The 17249-nt window shown below is 57.4% G+C and carries 26 protein-coding genes; 10 read left to right on the forward strand and 16 right to left on the reverse strand.

What is annotated here, in order from left to right:
* Positions 1–150: 150 nt before the first annotated feature.
* Positions 151–951 (forward strand): glycoside hydrolase family 25 protein, encoded by an 801-nt coding sequence (locus tag ACR0EV_RS21380; protein ID WP_480801944.1) that lies wholly within the window; start codon positions 151–153, stop codon positions 949–951.
* On the opposite strand, the gene ACR0EV_RS21385 is transcribed toward ACR0EV_RS21380, so the two are convergent.
* From ACR0EV_RS21385 to ffh, 11 genes are all read right to left on the reverse strand, one after another.
* Complete coding sequence (locus ACR0EV_RS21385) at positions 948–1373, reverse strand: hypothetical protein (protein ID WP_480801945.1); 426 nt, start codon at positions 1371–1373, stop codon at positions 948–950. The two genes, ACR0EV_RS21380 and ACR0EV_RS21385, sit on opposite strands and share 4 nt — an antisense overlap.
* A gap of 139 nt (positions 1374–1512) precedes the next feature.
* A complete protein-coding gene (trmD, locus tag ACR0EV_RS21390; protein ID WP_480801946.1) occupies positions 1513–2322 on the reverse strand; it encodes a tRNA (guanosine(37)-N1)-methyltransferase TrmD in 810 nt (269 codons plus the stop codon).
* Positions 2319–3134 carry a hypothetical protein gene (locus ACR0EV_RS21395; RefSeq protein WP_480801947.1) on the reverse strand — a complete coding sequence of 272 codons (816 nt, stop codon included), beginning with the start codon at positions 3132–3134 and terminating at the stop codon, positions 2319–2321. The genes trmD and ACR0EV_RS21395 overlap by 4 nt, the downstream gene beginning before the upstream one ends.
* The gene (gene rimM, locus ACR0EV_RS21400; protein ID WP_480801948.1) at positions 3134–3637 is read right to left on the reverse strand and encodes a ribosome maturation factor RimM; all 504 of its coding nucleotides are present in this window, start codon (positions 3635–3637) and stop codon (positions 3134–3136) included. The genes ACR0EV_RS21395 and rimM overlap by 1 nt, the downstream gene beginning before the upstream one ends.
* Positions 3630–3779: a hypothetical protein gene (locus ACR0EV_RS21405; protein WP_171096206.1), complete on the reverse strand. Its 150-nt coding sequence runs from the start codon at positions 3777–3779 to the stop codon at positions 3630–3632. Before ACR0EV_RS21405 ends, rimM begins: the two co-directional genes overlap by 8 nt.
* 6 nt (positions 3780–3785) lie before the next feature.
* On the reverse strand, positions 3786–4421 hold the full coding sequence (gene bluB, locus ACR0EV_RS21410; protein ID WP_480801949.1) for a 5,6-dimethylbenzimidazole synthase: 636 nt from the start codon (positions 4419–4421) through the stop codon (positions 3786–3788).
* A 12-nt stretch (positions 4422–4433) separates the two neighbouring features.
* On the reverse strand, positions 4434–4823 hold the full coding sequence (gene rpsP, locus ACR0EV_RS21415; protein ID WP_170388164.1) for a 30S ribosomal protein S16: 390 nt from the start codon (positions 4821–4823) through the stop codon (positions 4434–4436).
* 96 nt (positions 4824–4919) lie between these two features.
* Positions 4920–5216, reverse strand: coding sequence for a chorismate mutase (locus tag ACR0EV_RS21420; protein ID WP_480801950.1), 297 nt, complete (start codon positions 5214–5216; stop codon positions 4920–4922).
* The gene (locus ACR0EV_RS21425; RefSeq protein WP_480801951.1) at positions 5213–5752 is read right to left on the reverse strand and encodes a GNAT family N-acetyltransferase; all 540 of its coding nucleotides are present in this window, start codon (positions 5750–5752) and stop codon (positions 5213–5215) included. Before ACR0EV_RS21425 ends, ACR0EV_RS21420 begins: the two co-directional genes overlap by 4 nt.
* The gene (locus ACR0EV_RS21430) at positions 5749–6357 is read right to left on the reverse strand and encodes a GNAT family N-acetyltransferase (protein WP_480801952.1); all 609 of its coding nucleotides are present in this window, start codon (positions 6355–6357) and stop codon (positions 5749–5751) included. The genes ACR0EV_RS21425 and ACR0EV_RS21430 overlap by 4 nt, the downstream gene beginning before the upstream one ends.
* The gene (gene ffh, locus ACR0EV_RS21435) at positions 6358–7866 is read right to left on the reverse strand and encodes a signal recognition particle protein (RefSeq protein ID WP_480801953.1); all 1509 of its coding nucleotides are present in this window, start codon (positions 7864–7866) and stop codon (positions 6358–6360) included. It abuts the gene before it with no gap.
* A gap of 252 nt (positions 7867–8118) precedes the next feature.
* Here ffh and ACR0EV_RS21440 point away from each other — a divergent pair, with 252 nt between their 5' ends.
* Positions 8119–9015, forward strand: a complete 897-nt coding sequence (locus ACR0EV_RS21440) for a sulfotransferase domain-containing protein (RefSeq protein ID WP_480801954.1) — start codon at positions 8119–8121, stop codon at positions 9013–9015.
* Here ACR0EV_RS21440 and ACR0EV_RS21445 read toward each other — a convergent pair.
* Positions 9002–9523, reverse strand: coding sequence for a hypothetical protein (locus tag ACR0EV_RS21445; RefSeq protein ID WP_480801955.1), 522 nt, complete (start codon positions 9521–9523; stop codon positions 9002–9004). The two genes, ACR0EV_RS21440 and ACR0EV_RS21445, sit on opposite strands and share 14 nt — an antisense overlap.
* A gap of 185 nt (positions 9524–9708) precedes the next feature.
* Here ACR0EV_RS21445 and ACR0EV_RS21450 point away from each other — a divergent pair, with 185 nt between their 5' ends.
* A complete protein-coding gene (locus tag ACR0EV_RS21450) occupies positions 9709–10239 on the forward strand; it encodes a prolyl-tRNA synthetase associated domain-containing protein (RefSeq protein WP_480801956.1) in 531 nt (176 codons plus the stop codon).
* Here the strand turns inward: ACR0EV_RS21450 and ACR0EV_RS21455 are convergent, their stop codons facing one another.
* Both ACR0EV_RS21455 and ACR0EV_RS21460 read right to left on the reverse strand, forming a co-directional pair.
* Complete coding sequence (locus tag ACR0EV_RS21455; RefSeq protein ID WP_480801957.1) at positions 10240–10977, reverse strand: aspartate/glutamate racemase family protein; 738 nt, start codon at positions 10975–10977, stop codon at positions 10240–10242.
* Positions 10978–11048: 71 nt separating this feature from the next.
* A complete protein-coding gene (locus tag ACR0EV_RS21460) occupies positions 11049–11630 on the reverse strand; it encodes an FMN-dependent NADH-azoreductase (protein WP_480801958.1) in 582 nt (193 codons plus the stop codon).
* A 120-nt stretch (positions 11631–11750) separates the two neighbouring features.
* Between ACR0EV_RS21460 and ACR0EV_RS21465 the strand changes: the two genes are divergently transcribed.
* The 3 genes from ACR0EV_RS21465 to ACR0EV_RS21475 all read left to right on the forward strand — a co-directional run bounded on the left by ACR0EV_RS21465 (position 11751) and on the right by ACR0EV_RS21475 (position 14080).
* Positions 11751–12629, forward strand: coding sequence for a LysR family transcriptional regulator (locus ACR0EV_RS21465; protein ID WP_480801959.1), 879 nt, complete (start codon positions 11751–11753; stop codon positions 12627–12629).
* Positions 12626–13540, forward strand: coding sequence for a DMT family transporter (locus ACR0EV_RS21470; RefSeq protein WP_480801960.1), 915 nt, complete (start codon positions 12626–12628; stop codon positions 13538–13540). Before ACR0EV_RS21465 ends, ACR0EV_RS21470 begins: the two co-directional genes overlap by 4 nt.
* A gap of 126 nt (positions 13541–13666) precedes the next feature.
* A complete protein-coding gene (locus ACR0EV_RS21475; RefSeq protein ID WP_480801961.1) occupies positions 13667–14080 on the forward strand; it encodes a universal stress protein in 414 nt (137 codons plus the stop codon).
* Here the strand turns inward: ACR0EV_RS21475 and ACR0EV_RS21480 are convergent.
* Both ACR0EV_RS21480 and ACR0EV_RS21485 read right to left on the reverse strand, forming a co-directional pair.
* Positions 14077–14412, reverse strand: a complete 336-nt coding sequence (locus ACR0EV_RS21480; protein ID WP_480801962.1) for an ArsR/SmtB family transcription factor — start codon at positions 14410–14412, stop codon at positions 14077–14079. The two genes, ACR0EV_RS21475 and ACR0EV_RS21480, sit on opposite strands and share 4 nt — an antisense overlap.
* A gap of 40 nt (positions 14413–14452) precedes the next feature.
* Positions 14453–14719, reverse strand: coding sequence for a hypothetical protein (locus ACR0EV_RS21485; protein ID WP_480801963.1), 267 nt, complete (start codon positions 14717–14719; stop codon positions 14453–14455).
* A gap of 50 nt (positions 14720–14769) precedes the next feature.
* Here ACR0EV_RS21485 and ACR0EV_RS21490 point away from each other — a divergent pair, with 50 nt between their 5' ends.
* The 4 genes from ACR0EV_RS21490 to ACR0EV_RS21505 all read left to right on the forward strand — a co-directional run bounded on the left by ACR0EV_RS21490 (position 14770) and on the right by ACR0EV_RS21505 (position 17236).
* The gene (locus ACR0EV_RS21490) at positions 14770–15669 is read left to right on the forward strand and encodes a LysR substrate-binding domain-containing protein (protein WP_480801964.1); all 900 of its coding nucleotides are present in this window, start codon (positions 14770–14772) and stop codon (positions 15667–15669) included.
* 200 nt (positions 15670–15869) lie between these two features.
* Entirely contained in the window at positions 15870–16202 is a 333-nt protein-coding gene (locus tag ACR0EV_RS21495; protein ID WP_480801965.1) for an AtpZ/AtpI family protein, read from the forward strand.
* A gap of 2 nt (positions 16203–16204) precedes the next feature.
* Positions 16205–16963 carry a F0F1 ATP synthase subunit A gene (locus ACR0EV_RS21500; RefSeq protein WP_480801966.1) on the forward strand — a complete coding sequence of 253 codons (759 nt, stop codon included), beginning with the start codon at positions 16205–16207 and terminating at the stop codon, positions 16961–16963.
* A 48-nt stretch (positions 16964–17011) separates the two neighbouring features.
* Entirely contained in the window at positions 17012–17236 is a 225-nt protein-coding gene (locus ACR0EV_RS21505) for a F0F1 ATP synthase subunit C (RefSeq protein WP_005981269.1), read from the forward strand.
* Positions 17237–17249 lie beyond the last annotated feature (13 nt).

Below are 17249 nucleotides of genomic sequence, written 5' to 3' on the forward strand. Positions count from 1 at the left end.
TTGCGCGCAGGGATCAAGAGCAAATCGCATCGAATTGCCAGGCAATACAGGTGGGAATCCGCCAGTCGTAAATTGCAGCGTTGCCTTACCCCCCGGATCGGGCATTCTGAAGCAAATTGAAAGAGCAGAATTTAAAACAGGACTTCAAGGATGCGAATTGCATTTGTGCTGGCAGTTTCGGCTGCTTTGCTTGTGTCATGCGGACGCGGTGGCCCGAAGCCTCAGGCGGTGGAGCCTGTGCCGGGCGTGGACCGGACAGCGCCGTCCGTGATTTACCCCGATTTCGGTGATGCCGATCCGCATGAATGGGAGGGTCGTCATCCTGGTCTTTACCCTGTCCACGGTCTGGATGTCTCTCGCTGGCAGGGGGCTATAGACTGGCGCAGGGCCAAAGCATCGGGTGTGAGCTTTGTGTTCATGAAAGCAACCGAAGGTGGTGATGTGGCCGATCCGATGTTCGAGGACCACCGGCGCGGCGCCCAGGGTGCCGGTGTGCCTTGGGGGGCTTACCACTACTACTATTTCTGTCGTTCGGCCCGTGAACAGGCCCGTTGGTTCATCCGCAACGTTCCCAAAGGCGCGGACTTACCGCATGTTTTGGATATGGAATGGACACCACATTCCAAGACCTGCACCTTGCGTCCCGACGGCAAGACCGTTCGCGCCGAGGCGCAACGGTTCCTGGACATTTTGGAACGGCACTATGGTCGTCGCCCCATTGTCTACACCACGGTGGATTTCTTCGAGGATACCGACATAGGCCGCCTGCCCAAGACCGAGTTCTGGCTGCGTTCGGTTGCCGGCCACCCACGTGAGGTTTACCCGCGCACCGTCTGGCGGATCTGGCAGTACACAGGCACCGGGTTGGTGCCAGGGGTTCAGGGCAGGGTGGACATCAACGCCTTCAACGGCACGCCGGAAAGCTGGGCCAGATGGAAGGCCGGCCCTTAGATCTTCGGCGTTCCGTAAGTCTCGATCGTACCGCCGCTGACCAAATGGTCCAATCGCCGCTCGCGTTCTTCGCCAAAGGCGTTGCGCAACCAGAAAGACTCACCCGCGCTGAGTTCGCGACGCTCAAACCCGCGTTCGCGCAGGCAGCGGTCCACCTGATCGATTTCACCCTGTACGCGTAACTCGTCTTGAACCGGCGCGGTTACGGCTGGCCCGATAATTATTCCCCAAAGAAGAATGTTGGTCGCATAGCCACCGATGACGGCACTGTTGCCACCTTCATCTGCTTCCTGAGAACAGGAATCGACCGCAACCCGCGCAGAGTGTAGATTATGGCCAGCTTGTGTGGGAACAGACATCCCAAGTGGTTTTGTGGTGCAGGCCGAAGCAGCCAACACTGCGCAAAGAAATAACTTTTTCATAATGTAGTCAGTCTCACTTCAGTCTTAATCGCCCACGTATCCTATGGACCTAAAAAGTGAATAAATTGAGGCGTGCTCAACTTCAAATGGCAATATGACAAAGAATTAGTCTGCGGCATCCCCGCCACATTCCCGTCCTTTAATCCAGTTTCCCGGGCTTGGATTTTACATACTCTGCCCAGATGTCGGGGCGTCGATCGCGCGTGACGTCTTCTGCCATTTTGTGACGCCATTCCGCAATGCGGCCATGGTGACCAGACATCAAAACCTCGGGGATTGGGCGTCCTTTCCAGTCTGCCGGACGTGTGTATTGCGGGTGTTCCAGTAGGCCCGAGGAAAAGCTCTCTTCCTCGGTAGAAGCCTGATTGCCCAGTACGCCGGGGATCAGACGAACGGTCGCGTCGATCAGCGCTTGCGCTGCGATTTCACCGCCAGTCATTACAAAGTCACCCAGCGATACTTCCTGTACACCGTAGTGCTCCAATACACGCTCATCTACGCCTTCGAACCGGCCGCACAACAAGGTCATGCCGTCGCATTGCGCGAGATTCTGCATCATGCGCTGGTCCATGCGTCGTCCGCGCGGGCTAAGGTAGATCAGCGGCCAGTTGCCGTGCACACCCGCCATCGTATGTTCAATAGCTTCACCAAGAACATCCGCGCGCAGCACCATGCCAGCACCGCCACCGGCTGGCGTGTCATCGACATTGCGGTGCTTACCAACGCCGAACTGCCGCAGGTCGACCGTCTCAAGCTGCCACAAGCCTTCCTGCAATGCTTTGCCCGTCAGGCTTTCGCCCAGAACTCCAGGAAAGGCTGTCGGAAACAACGTGATGATCTTTGCTTTCCAAACCCCGTGCAAATCCGGCGTCGGTGTCATTAGTTCACGTGGTTTCAAAGTCGGCCGGATCGCTTTGCGGCCGTGGGATTTGCTGGGAGTGTCTGTCATATCTGGCGGGCCAGTTCGGTCTGGGCGGTTTGAATCAGAGCCTTCTTCTGGGTGATCAATGCCGCTTCGTCCAGTGATGAACGGTTCAAAGACAGCATTTCCTGCAACACCTCGTCAGAAAAGCTGGGGCTTTCGCGCGTGGGGCCCACGAGCTGCGCAGCTTTCTCGGGCGGCAGATCCAGGAAACTTGCAAACGGCGCACCTGCTCCAAAATGACTGTCCTGCAAATGCTCCATAAATGCGGTCTCGACGGTCACGGACGGCAGCCGATCCCTTATTCTGTCGGCAGTATCCTGCAACGTCGGCAGATGCGCCAATTCAGAGCTGAAGCCGTCCAGATCCTGCACAATCCGAGACTGTTGCAAATCGTGAGCCCACAGGCTGCGCAGCCATGCATCGCGTTGGCGCAGAGAAAGGTAGACAGTGATATCGACCTCGTCGCCCAGAAGTCGCCGGCGCAGCACACTGACCAGCGTCTCGGCCAGTTCGGGTGCGGCCCCATAACCTTCTTCCCGGTTTCTGCTGGGGCGCAGGCCCAGGAAGTTTTCTTCGCTCAGGACCAGACCCCGTCGTTCGCCAAAATCCAGATCGTCCAGAAAGGCGTGAAACTGGCCGCCAAATCCGGCCAGAGTTGCGTCAAGCCGATAGACTGAATGGCGTGTAGCAGCCTCGCTCAGCCCGGACTTGCGGGTCTTGTAGGGCAAAACCAATGCAAAACGGGGCCAGATCAATTCACGGTTTTCATGCAGAAACGACTGTGCTGCGGTCATGCCTGTCTTGTGTAGGCCCAGATGCAGCAATATGCGCCGCATCAGATAAGACCTTCGGGCGGGTCAGCCACAATACGGCCTTGCTCAAGATCCACTGTCGGTACCACTTGCAGCGTAAAAGGCAGCAGAACGGTGGATTTCAGACCCGGCCCATGCAGTTCCAGCAAGTCCGCAGCGCCATGGTTTTGTACGGATTTAACCTTGCCCAGCAACGTGCCGCCGGTGTCATAGACCTCAAGCCCGATCAGGTCAGTGTGATAAAACTCATCATCGGGCAACGAAGGCAACTGGTCGCGCCGCGCAAACAGGCGCAGACCGTTCAGCGCATCGGCCTCTTCCTTGGTTTCGATCCCGCCCAGACGTGCCGCAAACCCGTTTTTGATTGCGCGTGTCAGAACAACCGGATAGCGTTGTTCGCCGGTCTCATCTGTCAAAGGAGAGTAGTGTTCGATATCTTCGGGTACAGCGCAAAAGCTTTTCAGGCGCACTTCGCCGCGCACGCCGTAAGATCCTGCAACGCTGCCGACGCAGATCAGATCACTCATTGGACGCGCCTGTTGTCAAACAAATCCCGTTTCTCCATTCGCCAAGGCCTTCGCAGGCTTCGCGTTGATTGTTGCGTTCGAAGAACACGCCGACAATAAAGGCGATCAGCAGCAAAATGGGAAGTCGAATCAATCCGAACATGGGGCCTTACCGTGTTTCGATCGTCAGAGCTCGGGCGCGGTTTTCCCAGCCCACCTGTTCCAGTTCCGGCGTGTCTGATACCTGTTCAGGCCATCCAACGCAGAAGTATCCGATCAGTCGCCAGTCTTCCGGCACCTTCAGATCGCGTATCATTTGGTCGGGATCCAGGATCGACACCCAACCCAAGCCCAACCCCTCGGCCCGCAAGGCCAGCCAGAACAGGGTGATTGCCGAAACGACAGAGTAACGCCGCATCTCGGGCATCGTGCCCGCACCCAGCCCCATGCCTTTGTCGGTGCTGTCATCGCAGAATACGGCCAGTTGTACGGGGGCCTCTTGCATCCCGGACAGTTTCAGGCGGCTGTAAAGCTGCGCCTTGTCGCCGGAATACCCAGCCAACGCGTCATCGTTGGCGTTTTGGAAATTCTTTGTTGCGGCGGATCGCGCCACTTCGCTTTCGACGCGGATCACGCGCCAGGGTTCACTGAGCCCCACCGAAGGGGCCAGTTGAAATGCGTCGAGGCAGCGCGCCAGCACTGCCTCGTCCACGGGATCGGTGCGGAACCGGCGCACATCGCGCCGGAGCCGCAACAACAGATCGAACTGCGTGCGAAAATCGTCGGTGAAAGTCTGATCCCGCACGCGTATGCCTGCTTATTCTTCTGCAGCCGCTTCTTCAGCCGGTGCAGCAGCCGCTTCGGCAGCTTCAGCAGCCTTGGCCGCTTTTTCTTCTGCGCGTTCCTGAGCTTTCTTGCCCGGGGTACCCTTGTTGGGGTTGTTGCGCTCGGCTTTTTCACGAGTGCCGGCAGCTTCCAGCATACGTGCAATACGGTCGGTGGGCTGGGCGCCCTGATCCAGCCAGTACTGGATGCGTTCCATGTTCATTTTCACGCGCTCTTCGCTGTCTTTCGGCAGCAGCGGGTTGTAGGTGCCCAGTTTCTCGATGAAACGGCCGTCGCGGGGCATACGGCTGTCAGCAGCCACGATGCGATAGAAGGGACGCTTTTTCGAGCCGCCGCGGGCGAGACGAATTTTCATTGCCATGGTGGTATCTCCTTTGAATGGCATCACGCCGGAGGCGTGTCTTTTGTTGAGCCGGCTTAGGTGCCGGTTAGTTCTGGTGTTTGTTGAACCGGAGGTTCACTCTTGGTGTTTCCGGTGGTGTCGGATGACTTCCTGAATGATGAAATTCAGGAAAGCCTTGGCGAAATCGGGGTCCAGATCGGCCTCTTTCGCCAGGTCTTCTAGCCGTGCGATCTGCGCTGCTTCGCGCGAAGGATCAGACGGGGGAAGGTCGTGTTCGGCCTTGAGCTTGCCAACGGCCTGCGTGTGCTTGAACCGCTCACCCAGCGTATAGACAAGGATCGCATCCAGTCGGTCGATGCTTTCGCGATGCTCTTTCAACAGCGTGGCAGCCTGTGTCACGGGGTTGGTCATTGGCCGGTCCTTTCGGTGGTCAGGTCAATCTGCGGGTGGCGCCAGATCTGAGCGCGCTTGCCCAGTAGTTCGGCATTCTCAAGCTCCAGCGTGGCTCCAAGGCGTTCTGCCAAAGCGCGCGAGCGGTCGTTGGCGTGTGCGATGTACGAGATCACGCCGTTCAGCCCCTGATGCCGTGCCGCATAGTCGCGTGCCGCCTGCGCCGCCTCAAATCCTAACCCCTTGCCTTCGGCCTCGGCCATAAGGGTCCAGCCCAGCTCGGGCTCGGCCCAGCCGGGGGCATCGATCATTCCGGCCCATCCAACAAATGCGCCGCTGGTCTTTTCGGTCAGGTGCCACAGTCCAAAGCCCTTCAGAGCCCAATGTCCGAGGCGTTTCACCAGCGAGTCCCAGCTGCCAAGCTCATCCTTAGGCCCACCGACCATATGGCTGCGCTCGGTCGCAAAGAACGCGGTCATCGCAGGCAGATCGTCCAGATGTGGGGCGCGCAGGATCAGTCGCTCACTCTCGACGGCGGGGATGGTGAACGAGGTCATGCGTATGCCTCCATCCCGCCATCACTATCCGATGCGAGGTAACGGTAAACGTGCACGGGTTCGTCAAAAACGCGTTCTGCTTGCGCGTCCCGATTTGCACCCACGCGCTGTGCGACATCTGCGGATTTCGCGTTGTCGGGATCGACGTAACTGACCAGAGAAGGCAGGTCCTGAGTATCGAGCGCAAAGCTGCGTGCTGCTGCCACCGCTTCTGTCGCGATGCCTTGGCCTTCGGCTGCGGCGGTCAGCATATAGCCCAGTTCGTGCTCCTGATCGCCGAATTCCATGCCGACCGAAACAAACCCGACGACGGTTCCGGTGGCCTTGTTCTCGACCGTCCATACGCCCGTGCCGCGCAGCATCCATCCAGCGACGTACTGGGTGAAATCCTGCCAGGCGCCATTGCGATCAAACGGGCCATCCATAAATCGCGCGCGGTCCGACATCAGAATCCCGGCATACTTCTCGAAATCCCGCAACTCGGGCGCGCGCAGCACTAAACGCGTGGTCTCGATGCGCGGCACCAGCGCACCCAGCCGCGCGGACAGCGCGGCTGCGGGACCGGTGGCCGGAGCCTCCCAAGGATATGCCGAAAGGGGTGTCATTTACTTTTTCTTGCCGAACCCGCTGAGGCCCTGCGGCAGACCCATGCCACCGCCCAATCCGGGCAGGCCGCCGGGCATCTTGCCGCCCATCGCCTTAGCCGCTTGTTCCAGCGCCTTGGGGTCCATGCCTGCGGCCATATCCTCGGGCGAGGGGCCGCCTTTGCCGAACATGCCTTTCATGGCCTGTTTCAGCATCTTACCTTTGCCCATCTTGCCCATCTTTTTCATCATGTCCGACATCTGCCGGTGCATCTTGAGCAGTTTGTTGAGGTCGCTGACCTCCATGCCCGAGCCTGCCGCGATGCGTTTCTTGCGGCTCGCCTGCAATAGCTGTGGGTTGGCGCGTTCGCGTTTGGTCATCGACTGGATCATGGCGATCTGCTGGCGCAGGATCTTGTCGTCCAGACCGGCCTGATCCATCTGCTTGGCCATCTTGCCCATGCCCGGCATCATGCCCATCATGCCCTGCATGCCGCCCATCTGGATCATCTGCTCCAGCTGCATTTTCAGGTCGTTCATGTTGAACTGACCTTTGACCATGCGCTTCATCATGCGCTCGGTCTGTTCCATCTCCATCGTTTCTTGGGCCTTTTCGACCAGGGCAACGATATCGCCCATGCCCAGGATGCGACCGGCGATCCGGTCGGGCTCGAAGGTTTCGAGCGCATCCATCTTTTCGCCCAGACCAACAAAGCGGATGGGTTTGCCGGTGACGGCACGCATCGACAGCGCCGCACCGCCACGGCCGTCACCGTCCATACGGGTCAGAACTACGCCCGAGATGCCGACCTTGGCGTCGAACTCTTCGGCGACTTCGACGGCGACCTGACCGGTCAGGCCGTCGACGACCAGCAGGGTCTCGCGCGGGTCCACCACGTTGCGGACCTGCTCGACCTCGTCCATCAGGACTTCGTCGATATGCAGACGACCCGCGGTGTCGAGCATGTAGACGTCATAGCCGCCCAGTGTCGCCTGCTGCTTGGCGCGCTTGGCAATATCGACGGGTTTCTGGCCGGGAACGATCGGCAGGGTATCGACGCCCACCTGCGTGCCCAGAACCGCCAACTGATCCATCGCCGCCGGGCGATAGACGTCGAGCGAGGCCATAAGGACCTTCTTGCCCTCTTTCTCTTTCAGGCGTTTCGCCAGCTTACCGGTGGTCGTCGTCTTACCCGAGCCCTGCAGACCGACCATCAGGATCGGGGCAGGCGGGTTGTCGATCTTCAGCTTGCCGGGGTCTTCCTCGCCGCGCAGTGTATCGACCAGCGCGTCATGCACGATCTTCACGACCTGCTGGCCTGGGGTAATCGACTTAGTAACAGCCTGACCTGTCGCCTGTTCCTGAACCTTTTTGACGAAAGCGCGGGCTACTGGCAGCGAGACGTCGGCCTCAAGCAGAGCCACACGCACTTCGCGTAGCGCGGTCTTGACGTCTTCCTCGGATAGCGCGCCCTGTTTGGTCAGCCGGTCAAAGACGCCAGAGAGGCGTTCGGATAGATTTTCAAACATGCCTTCGGCCTCCTAAGCCGGTTATCTGATGGCACTTCCTACGTAGGAAACACCGGTTAAATACACAATCGCCCCCACGGGCGAAACTCGCTGGTGGGGGGCGATCCCTGAACGACTCAAGGGACCGGAAGATCGAAAGGCTTCCGGATGTTTGGCGGTCGTTTACGCCCTGGGGCCGGGTGAGTCAAGATAAGCTGTGTGAAGCCTGCTGGTGTAGGGTACTCTGATCGAAACCAATTCGGGGAGAGGACGATGAGGGACGATCTTCCGCAAAAGACAACGGATTATGTTGGTGAGGTGACAAACACCGATATCTGGTCCGGTTTCGAGATACGGTCTGACGACGTCTTCGTATGCACGCCGCCCAAATGCGGCACCACGTGGACGCAGACATTGGTGAGAATGCTGATCACGCAAACTGCCGATCCCAGCGTATACGACAACAAGATATCGCCATGGCTGGATTGCGGCTTTCGCGACCGTGTTGAGCAGGCAAATACGCTGGGCGCGCAAACCCATCGGCGCTGCATCAAGACACATACGCCGCTGGATGGAATTACCTTCTCGCCTGATGCGCAGTATCTGGTTGTGCACCGCCATCCTGTCGACGTGCATTTCTCAATGCGCAGTCATGTCGAGAATATGAAGGCCGATTGGTTGGATTACCTCTTTCCCGATGATCTTTCAGAAGCGTTTTCCATGTTTCTGGATCGTCCCGTTTCATCGAAAGGCACCGACGATCTGACACTTGGATCATTTGTCCATCATTTCCGATCTTTTTGGGCTTTCCGTGAATTGCCCAATATTCATTTCCTGCACTACGCAGAGCTTAGCCGCGATTTGCCCGGACAAGTCGCGCGCCTAGCCAACATCATGGATGTCGAGATCAGCCCGCAGCTTATCAATGACATCGCCGAGGCAGGCAGTTTCGGGTCGATGAAGAACAATGCGCAACGTCTGGAGCAAACTCCCGGTTTCACCAGCGGGTTTCACGACTTCGCTCAGTTCTTTTCTTCGGGCACCAGCAACAAGTGGGAAGGCAAATTGACGACTGATGACATGACCAGGTACGACGCACGCATGTCCGAGCTGGTTTCACCTGAAGAACGTCTGTGGTTGGAACGCGGTTTAACCTCTAGCCCACGCTGACGTCTTGGTCACCCTGATTGGACGCGGGCAGCCAGCCATTCACAGCCTCAGCCAGCCGATGCGAGCCTGACCCGCTGACATATGCCTCGACAATGGGATGACGGCCGGCGCTCATTCCCTCGTCCAGTATCAGCACCGGGCGATACATCGTCGACGTGCGCTTGCCGTTTCTGGATTTCGTGCTTTCGACTTCTGCATGAGACAAGCTGGACAGCGTATGTTCGACGGCCTCATAGCCAAATACGGATTGGCGGCGGATCAAGATGCTGTTGTCACGACGATCCAACACGACCTGAACGCGTCGAACAAACGCGCAGAAAGCACCCAGGCCCATTCCGCCCCCAAAAACAGCGAAGAAAAGGCCGAACCAAATGCCCTCGCCACCTTCACTGGCCATGAACAGGCCGGCACCTACAAAGGCAAGTATGAAGAAGACCAGTGTGATGCCGATGAACCATGGCGTGTTTGACAGGATCAGTTGGTCAGGGGTGTTTCGCGTGACTTTCATGGCGGAACGCTACAGCACTTTCCGGTGTTGTTGAAGCAAAGCGCAGCGCTTGGGCCTTTGGTCAAACTGAGCGCAGGCGACAAACAGATCCTACAGAACTGGATACACAGGGTCTTCCCGATCACTGATTGCAGGCTGGTGCGTTCTGTGGCACAGCGCGGAAAATTCAGTGCAAGGAGACCAGTATGGACGCTTCATCCGCTTTTCAGGACACATTACCATTGAGTTCCGATGCGTTGCTGGCGCAGCTGGATGATTGGGGTCTGGCCTATCGTCTGCATACGCATGTGCCGCTGCGCACGGTTGAGGATTCGAAAGCAGTCGAAGATCAGTTCATGGTTCCCGGCGAAAATGCGTTACGGGTTAAGAACCTGTATTTGCGCGACAAGAAAAAGCGCAACTACTTGGTAACGCTCGAACAAAACCGCGAAATCGATCTTAAGGCGCTGGGTGCGGATCTGGGTGTTGGAAACCTGTCTTTCGGGTCGGCAGACCGGCTGATGCAGAATCTCGGCATTCGTCCCGGGGCAGTCAGTCCGCTGGCGATGATCAACGGGGTTCAAAACAATGTCCGCTTCTTTATGGACGCAGCGGCCCGGCAAGCCGAAGTGATCTACATGCATCCGCTGGTCAATGATCGCACGGTGGCCCTCAAGCAATCTGACGTGATGGCTTTCTTTGATCGCATCGGATGTGAGGTGACCTGGTTGCCCTGATCACCCGAGCGCCTCTTTCAGCGCAGCAGAGACATGTGCGGCTGATGGGTTGACGAACAGGTGCCCTTCCGCCTCAAAAACCGGATCATCAAGGTGGGCCGGAAACGCCAGTGGCAGCTCGGTACAGGCCAACAGAATTGCCGTTCCTCTGGCTGCGTGTTTGTTGCAAAAGGCAAGCAATCGCGCTCGCGCCGTATCGGACGCGCCTCCATAAAAGTCGCTGTCAATCATGGCCTGCATCTCGGTTATTTCAGGTTCGGGCAGGCGATTATTTGCAGTGATACCCTCGGCAGCCAACCGATCTGCGTAGTTCGTGGCCCGCATCGTCACAGAAGTTCCCAAGACCAAAGCCTTGGATGCGCCGGTGCTTGCCGTGGCGTCGGCGGTTGCGTCAAAGATACTGAGAATAGGCATGGAAACGCCTTGCCGGATTGCGTGCAGCCGGGCGTGCGGCGTATTTGAGGCGATGATTCCGAAGTCGCAGCCCGCGCGTTCCAAAGTCAGCAGAGCATCGCGGAACACGTTGTCAAATTCCGCCCAGCTTGCTTCATCCCCGGCGACACCGCGCAAAGCGCGTGTCTTGGCCTGAGTGACGGATTCAATGGTCATGGGCGGGACTGGTAAAGGAGAGCCTTGACCCAGTTGCGCGAAGTGGCGCCCTGCGCCTTCTGCAATGGCCCGGTAATAATCGACGGTCGAAGCCCAGCCCACACCGCCCAGAATGCCGATTTTCTTCATAAGTAACGTCCAGCCTGCTCTTTTGAATTACCGGCAGACTGGACGTTTCAATTCTTTTTGACCAGAGCCAATCAGGCTGCCAGTTCAGCAACGGCCTTCCGGGCGCTTTCCAATGCAGCTTCCGGGTTCACCGCCATCTGATCCGCAGCGATAACCTCTACGTCATGAATGCCGATGAAGCCCAGAACATGGCGGGCATAGTTGGTGGCAAAATCCGCTTCGGAGCCGACAGGTACACCACCCGAGGCAATCGCCAGAATGGCGCGTTTACCTTCCAGCAAACCCTTGGGGCCGTTTTCACTATAAGAAAAGGTCAAACCCGCGCGGGCAACCAAGTCTACCCAGGCTTTGAATGCGGCAGGAACCGAAAAGTTGTAGATCGGAAGCCCAATCACGATGGTGTCGGCGTCTTGCAGTTCGGACACCAGTTCGTCGGACAGGGCCAGTCGGTCACGCTGTACATCGTCGCGCTGATCGGCCGGGGTGAAGTTGGCGGCGATCCAGTCCTCGGTCAAAAGCGGTAGGGGTGTGGCCAGGTCGCGGCGGATGATGCGCTCTGCACCCAGCTGCTGGACCACACGGCCGGACAGATCGCGGGTCGTCGAGTCCACGCGGCGGGCGGATGAGTCGATATGAAGGATGGTTTTAGTCATTGTTCAGGTCCTTTGGGTCAGGGAAATCTTGTCCTGCTCCCAATATGATTATTGCGTTTGTGAACAAAACTCGGATACATCAACAGTTATTGTTGGAAATTGCACAGTGATGTTATTGCCATGGACAATTGGGACGAAGTGAGGACCGCCTATCAGGTGGCGCGTATGGGGACGGTCAGCGGCGCGGCCGAAGTTCTTGGTGTTCACCACGCCACTGTGATCCGCCACATTGATGCGATCGAGGCACGGCTGGGTGTAAAATTGTTCCAGCGTCACGCACGAGGGTACACGCCGACCGAGGCAGGCGACGATCTGTTGCGCGTCGCACAGGCCACCGAAGACCAGTTCAACCAGCTTGTTGGTCGGATGAAGGGTCGGGGCGATGACGTTTCAGGCGAATTAGTAGTGACATCGCTAGGATCACTCGCGCCGTTGGTTGTGCCCACACTCACGGCGTTTCAAAAGATGCACCCGGATCTTATCGTGCGTTACCTGACCGGCGACCGGCTTTTCCGTCTGGAATACGGCGAGGCGCATGTGGCGATCCGCGCAGGATCAGCCCCGGATCAGCCCGACAACGTGGTACAACCGTTTAGACAAGAAGAAGTCGGCCTTTACGCCAGCACCGCATATGTCGAACGCTTTGGTAAACCGTCAGGTATTGAGGATTTCGGCAACCATCACTTCGTCAGTTCTGACGACGAAAGCAGCCGCGCGCCGTTCACCCGTTGGCTACGTGCAACTGTTCCCGCCGGTCGCATAACCTTCCGCTGTACAAACAACTTTTGCATGCGCGAAGCTGTCCTGGCCGGGGCGGGTATAGGTTTCATGGCCCGCTGGGAAGCGGCCCGCCACGACAACCTGGTCGAGGTGATGGACCCGCTTCCTGAGTGGTTCGGGAACCTGTGGCTTGTGACTCACGTGGATTTACACCGCACCACCAAGGTGCAGGCGTTCCTCAGTTTTCTCAAAGAAGAAGCCAAAGGCTGGCAGCCATGAACCCTCAGGCGCGTGGTCATCTGGCCATGCTGACCTTCTCAGCTCTAGTTGCGGGCAGTTTTTCGTTGGGATCCATGATCGCGAACGAAATTGCGCCTGCCGCGCTGAATGCAGTCCGATTTGCGATTGCGGCTGTGGTGATTGGCGTGGCGGCTTTGGCCACAACTGGTTTGCCGCGTAGCGCCGCGCAAGCCCCGTGGCGTTACCTGGTGTTGGGTGGGCTGTTTGCCACCTATTTCGTACTGATGTTCTACGGATTGCAAACGGCCCCACCGGTCAGCGCTGCTGCGGTGTTCACTCTGACACCGGTTGTCTCAGCAGTCGCGGGATGGGTTCTGTTACGACAGATTACCACACCGCGTATGGCGTTGGCTTTGACCATTGGGGCCGTGGGTGCACTGTGGGTGATCTTTCGGGCCGATTGGCAGATGTTTCGCGCCTTTGAGATAGGGAGCGGTGAGATCATCTATTTCTGGGGATGCGTCGCCCACGCAATTTATACACCGATGGTTCGCAAACTGAATCGTGGTGAACCGGCCGTGGTGTTCACCTTTGGCACTTTGGTCGCCGGATGCCTGCTGCTGACCGTGTTCGGTTGGTCTGATCTGAGAGCAACCGACTGGAGTGCGCTGCCGGCCATCGTTTGGATCGGTTTGCTTTACATCTCGTTCTTTGCAACGGCTGCCAGCTTTGTCTTGGTGCAGTTCTCGTCTTTGAGGCTGCCGTCAGCAAAGGTCATGGCTTATACCTACTTGGTGCCAAGTTGGGTTATTTTGTGGGAAATCGCTTTGGGCAAAGCTGTACCCACAGGCTTGATATTGGGCGGTGTTGCGCTGACAGTCATCGCTCTGCTGATGCTGTTGAAAGAGGAAGCGCCGCGTGCAATGCCGGTGCGAAGGACCGCAGAATAGCGCTGCACTTTCGCTAGAAGGTGCTTCCAATCTCAAATGCATTCCAAATGTAGAATTTGTTGAGCCAGATCAAGGTTCGGGGCAGGTCCCTCCAATACACTGAGATTTAGGTGAGAGGAGGAGATTATGTTTAAGCATATCATGCTGCCGATAGACCGGCACTTGCCGCCCGAAGTCCGTAAAGCTGCTGATATCGCGGCGCAAGTTGCGAAATGGCAAGGTGCTAAAATCACTCTGGTCAGTGTCACCGGTGCCCATTTGGGTGAATCCACAACAACCGAAGCCGAGATCGACAAGGATCTTGCGAAGTTTACTGAAACGCTCGCCGTCGAAAGCGGTGCTAAGGTTGCCACTCGCAAAATTCATTCTGTCGACGTCGCCGCCGAAGTAGACAGCGACCTGACCCGGGCCGCAGAAGAGCTGGGCGCTGATCTGATCATCGTGGGAACCCACGCTCCGCGGATCACGGACTATATCTTTTCAAGTCACGCGGGTTATCTGGCCAAACATGCCAGCATGTCGGTTTTTGTGGTGCGTTAAGCGTCGTCCGACGTCGGAAGCTCAACTTCCAGGAACCGTTCGAACGCGTCCAGATTGACGGGTTCGAATTGTCCGAACCCCTGCATCCAAACCGAAGCGGCGCGTAGGGCGTCGGGCTCCAGCTTGCACCATTTCACCCGCCCGCGCTTTTCCTGAGAAATCAACCCGGCTTTGGTCAGGATAACCAAGTGTTTTGAGATCGCTGCCAATGACATCTCAAAAGGTTCTGCGACATCTGTCACGGCCATGTCGTCCTCTAGCAGCATTGCCAGAATGGCACGGCGCGTGGGGTCGGCGAGGGCAGCAAACACAGTGTCGAGCGGATTAGTCATTGCCCTGTCATAACCGCTTGGGGCAGGGGCGGAAAGGGCGTTACAGCATCGGATGGCGATAGGTGTCGGTGGGGAAGCGCAGGTTTAACTGCTCTGCTGCGCTTGTGGTCAGGCCGATGTCACGGGCCATGTGCGCGTTTGGCGGCAAAGGTGTTGCGTTTTTCCGAGAGCGCGAAGCCGGGCGACATTTCCGCAGTATATGTTTGAAAAACAGATATGAAATAACGGAGAAACTTGTTTGAATTTTTTCCATGAGGACACCTTTATCGCTGTTTTTGCGGAAAAATGCGTCAAATCGAGCGGTCAATCAAAATCAATTACTTGACTTATTATGTGCTAAAAAAGCACATATAAAGCATGGCTCGAACACTACCTCCCTTGAACGCATTGAAAGCATTTGAAGCAGCCGGGCGGCACCAAAGCTTTAGCCGGGCAGCCGAAGAGTTGAACGTCAGCCATTCTGCTATCAGCCGCCATGTGCGTGGGTTGGAGGACCGGCTTGGCGTCTCGTTGTTTCGGGATTTGCCGCGTGGTGTCGAACTGACCTTGGAAGGGCGCGGCTTGCTGTTGCGTGTCATGAGTGCCCTTGATGAAATCGCGGAGGCCACTGAGATCGTTCGTCAAAGGCCCGAGGGCACACTCACCATCAGTTGTGAGCCGCTGTTCGCCATGAAATACCTTATCCCCCGGCTGCCGGGGTTCTATTCAGCGTTCCCGGGGGTCGATCTAAGGCTGGAGGCCTCGCGGGCGTTGGCAGATGTCGAACGACATGACGCGGATCTGGCGATCCGGTTTGCACATCGGGGTGTGCTGGATATTCCGTCCGACCTGATCAGCGACGAACCACTATTTACCTACGCCACACCGGATCTTAGGCCCGAGGGGTGGGACAGCCCCGAACAGGTGCTGAATTATCGTTTGTATCGCGACCGGATCGGGGAAGTTTGGCCGCGCTGGGCAGAATTGGCGGGGTTTGAAATGCCAGAGTCCCGCGTGAACAGTTGGCGAATGGAAACGGATCTGTCTTTGACGGCAGCCGTTAGCGGGCTGGGCGTTTTTCTGGGGTCTGAAGATTGTGTCCTAAGTGATCTGCAAGCTGGTCGCTTGATCCGGTGTTTTCCCATTGGGTTCCGCGAGGGCAGCTTCCGCTTGGTATTGGGCGCTGGTGCGGTGCGTCGCAGAACGGTGCAGGCCTTCCGCGCGTGGTTGCTGGACGAAAGCGCAAACCTGCGCGGCCAACCCATCCTGCGCGAATAATCAACTCTTTGGTTGAATATGCAGATTCAATGCATTTTGAGGCTGGGGAAGGTTTCGGTGACTCTCCGGCATCATGTCGGCGTCGATTAAGTGAATTAAAAACAATATCTTAACCTGCGTCAATCAGGGCGTTCAAGAGCGTTGACTCTGCGCCCGTCGCGCCTTAGCACCATGCCCAAGACTGTACGAGGGAAACGCCCGTGACCGATGACGACCAAAAGCAGCGTATGGCGCAGCTGGAGGCCAAGATCGAAGCGGTGAAAAAGGCCAAAGCGCCAAAGCCCCGTGCAGATGCTGACGTATCCGGGGGCGAGCTTGCCTGGAGGATGGTCATCGAAATGGTATCCGGTCTTGGGATCGGGTTTGGCATCGGATACGGGCTGGACAGCCTGCTCGGGACGATCCCGATTTTTCTGGTGCTGTTCACATTGCTGGGCCTTGTCGCGGGCGTGAAGGTTATGCTCCGCAGCGCGAAAGAGGTTCAAGAGAAACAAACGGCGGCAACGGCTGCCGAGAAGGACGAGAGGGACTGAACGTGGCAACTGAGACCACCGCAGCAGAAGGCAGCAGCCTGGTATTCCACCCGATGGATCAGTTCATCGTCAAGCCGCTGTTCGGCGACGGTGCTGTCGGCATGTTCACAGTCACCAACGTGACCTTGTGGCTGTTCTTTGCGATCCTTGCGGTTATTGCCCTGCTGGTGCTGCCCACGTCCAAGCGCGCGATTGTCCCCACCCGGATGCAGTCTGTCGCGGAACTAACCTACGGCTTCATCTACAAGATGCTGGAAGACATCTGTGGCAAGGAAGGCGTTAAGTTCTTCCCTTATGTCATGACACTGTTCATGTTCATCGTTTGCGCGAACTTCCTGGGCCTGATCCCGACGTCTTTCACCACCACATCGCATTTCGCCGTGACCATCCCGCTGGCGCTTGCTGTGTTCCTGGCCGTGACCATTCTGGGCTTTGTCAAGAATGGCGCGGGCTTTTTGGGCTTGTTCTGGGTGTCCAGCGCGCCGCTGGCGCTGCGCCCTATCCTGGCGATTATCGAGCTGATTTCGTACTTCGTACGCCCTGTCAGCCACTCTATTCGTCTTGCCGGTAACGTCATGGCAGGCCACGCGGTTATCAAGGTTTTCGCAGGCTTTGCCGCGATTGCCGTGATCTCGCCCGTGTCCGTTCTGGCGATTACTGCAATGTATGGTCTTGAGGTCCTCGTGTCCTTCATTCAGGCCTACGTATTCACCATTCTGACCTGTGTTTACCTGAAAGATGCGCTGCATCCTTCGCACTAAGGTCCGATACTCAAACATCGAAACTTCCAATTCGTAAGGAGATACATCATGGAAGGCGATCTCGCACACATCGGCGCAGGCCTGGCAGCAATCGGTTCCGGCGCAGCCGCAATCGGGGTGGGCAACGTTGCAGGCAACTTCCTGGCCGGCGCCCTGCGCAACCCTTCGGCGGCTGCTTCGCAGACCGCAACCCTGTTCATCGGTATCGCATTCGCAGAAGCCCTGGGGATCTTCGCATTCCTGGTCTCGCTGCTGCTGATGTTCGCCGTCTAATCTGCGGAACCTG

The sequence above is a fragment of the Ruegeria sp. CF8 genome (assembly GCF_056537285.1).

Coding starts and splice junctions, on each gene's coding strand:
- ACR0EV_RS21380 (WP_480801944.1), top strand. CDS start 151: ATGCGAATTGCATTTGTGCTGGCAGTTTCGGCTGCTTTGCTTGTGTCA.
- ACR0EV_RS21460 (WP_480801958.1), bottom strand. CDS start 11,630: ATGACTAAAACCATCCTTCATATCGACTCATCCGCCCGCCGCGTGGAC.
- ACR0EV_RS21425 (WP_480801951.1), bottom strand. CDS start 5,752: ATGACCTCGTTCACCATCCCCGCCGTCGAGAGTGAGCGACTGATCCTG.
- ACR0EV_RS21430 (WP_480801952.1), bottom strand. CDS start 6,357: ATGACACCCCTTTCGGCATATCCTTGGGAGGCTCCGGCCACCGGTCCC.
- rimM (WP_480801948.1), bottom strand. CDS start 3,637: ATGAGTGATCTGATCTGCGTCGGCAGCGTTGCAGGATCTTACGGCGTG.
- rpsP (WP_170388164.1), bottom strand. CDS start 4,823: ATGGCAATGAAAATTCGTCTCGCCCGCGGCGGCTCGAAAAAGCGTCCC.
- ACR0EV_RS21465 (WP_480801959.1), top strand. CDS start 11,751: ATGGACAATTGGGACGAAGTGAGGACCGCCTATCAGGTGGCGCGTATG.
- ACR0EV_RS21475 (WP_480801961.1), top strand. CDS start 13,667: ATGTTTAAGCATATCATGCTGCCGATAGACCGGCACTTGCCGCCCGAA.
- ACR0EV_RS21420 (WP_480801950.1), bottom strand. CDS start 5,216: ATGACCAACCCCGTGACACAGGCTGCCACGCTGTTGAAAGAGCATCGC.
- ACR0EV_RS21470 (WP_480801960.1), top strand. CDS start 12,626: ATGAACCCTCAGGCGCGTGGTCATCTGGCCATGCTGACCTTCTCAGCT.
- ACR0EV_RS21395 (WP_480801947.1), bottom strand. CDS start 3,134: ATGCGGCGCATATTGCTGCATCTGGGCCTACACAAGACAGGCATGACC.
- ACR0EV_RS21455 (WP_480801957.1), bottom strand. CDS start 10,977: ATGAAGAAAATCGGCATTCTGGGCGGTGTGGGCTGGGCTTCGACCGTC.
- ffh (WP_480801953.1), bottom strand. CDS start 7,866: ATGTTTGAAAATCTATCCGAACGCCTCTCTGGCGTCTTTGACCGGCTG.
- ACR0EV_RS21405 (WP_171096206.1), bottom strand. CDS start 3,779: ATGTTCGGATTGATTCGACTTCCCATTTTGCTGCTGATCGCCTTTATT.
- ACR0EV_RS21505 (WP_005981269.1), top strand. CDS start 17,012: ATGGAAGGCGATCTCGCACACATCGGCGCAGGCCTGGCAGCAATCGGT.
- ACR0EV_RS21450 (WP_480801956.1), top strand. CDS start 9,709: ATGGACGCTTCATCCGCTTTTCAGGACACATTACCATTGAGTTCCGAT.
- ACR0EV_RS21440 (WP_480801954.1), top strand. CDS start 8,119: ATGAGGGACGATCTTCCGCAAAAGACAACGGATTATGTTGGTGAGGTG.
- trmD (WP_480801946.1), bottom strand. CDS start 2,322: ATGACAGACACTCCCAGCAAATCCCACGGCCGCAAAGCGATCCGGCCG.
- ACR0EV_RS21445 (WP_480801955.1), bottom strand. CDS start 9,523: ATGAAAGTCACGCGAAACACCCCTGACCAACTGATCCTGTCAAACACG.
- ACR0EV_RS21385 (WP_480801945.1), bottom strand. CDS start 1,373: ATGAAAAAGTTATTTCTTTGCGCAGTGTTGGCTGCTTCGGCCTGCACC.
- ACR0EV_RS21490 (WP_480801964.1), top strand. CDS start 14,770: ATGGCTCGAACACTACCTCCCTTGAACGCATTGAAAGCATTTGAAGCA.
- ACR0EV_RS21480 (WP_480801962.1), bottom strand. CDS start 14,412: ATGACTAATCCGCTCGACACTGTGTTTGCTGCCCTCGCCGACCCCACG.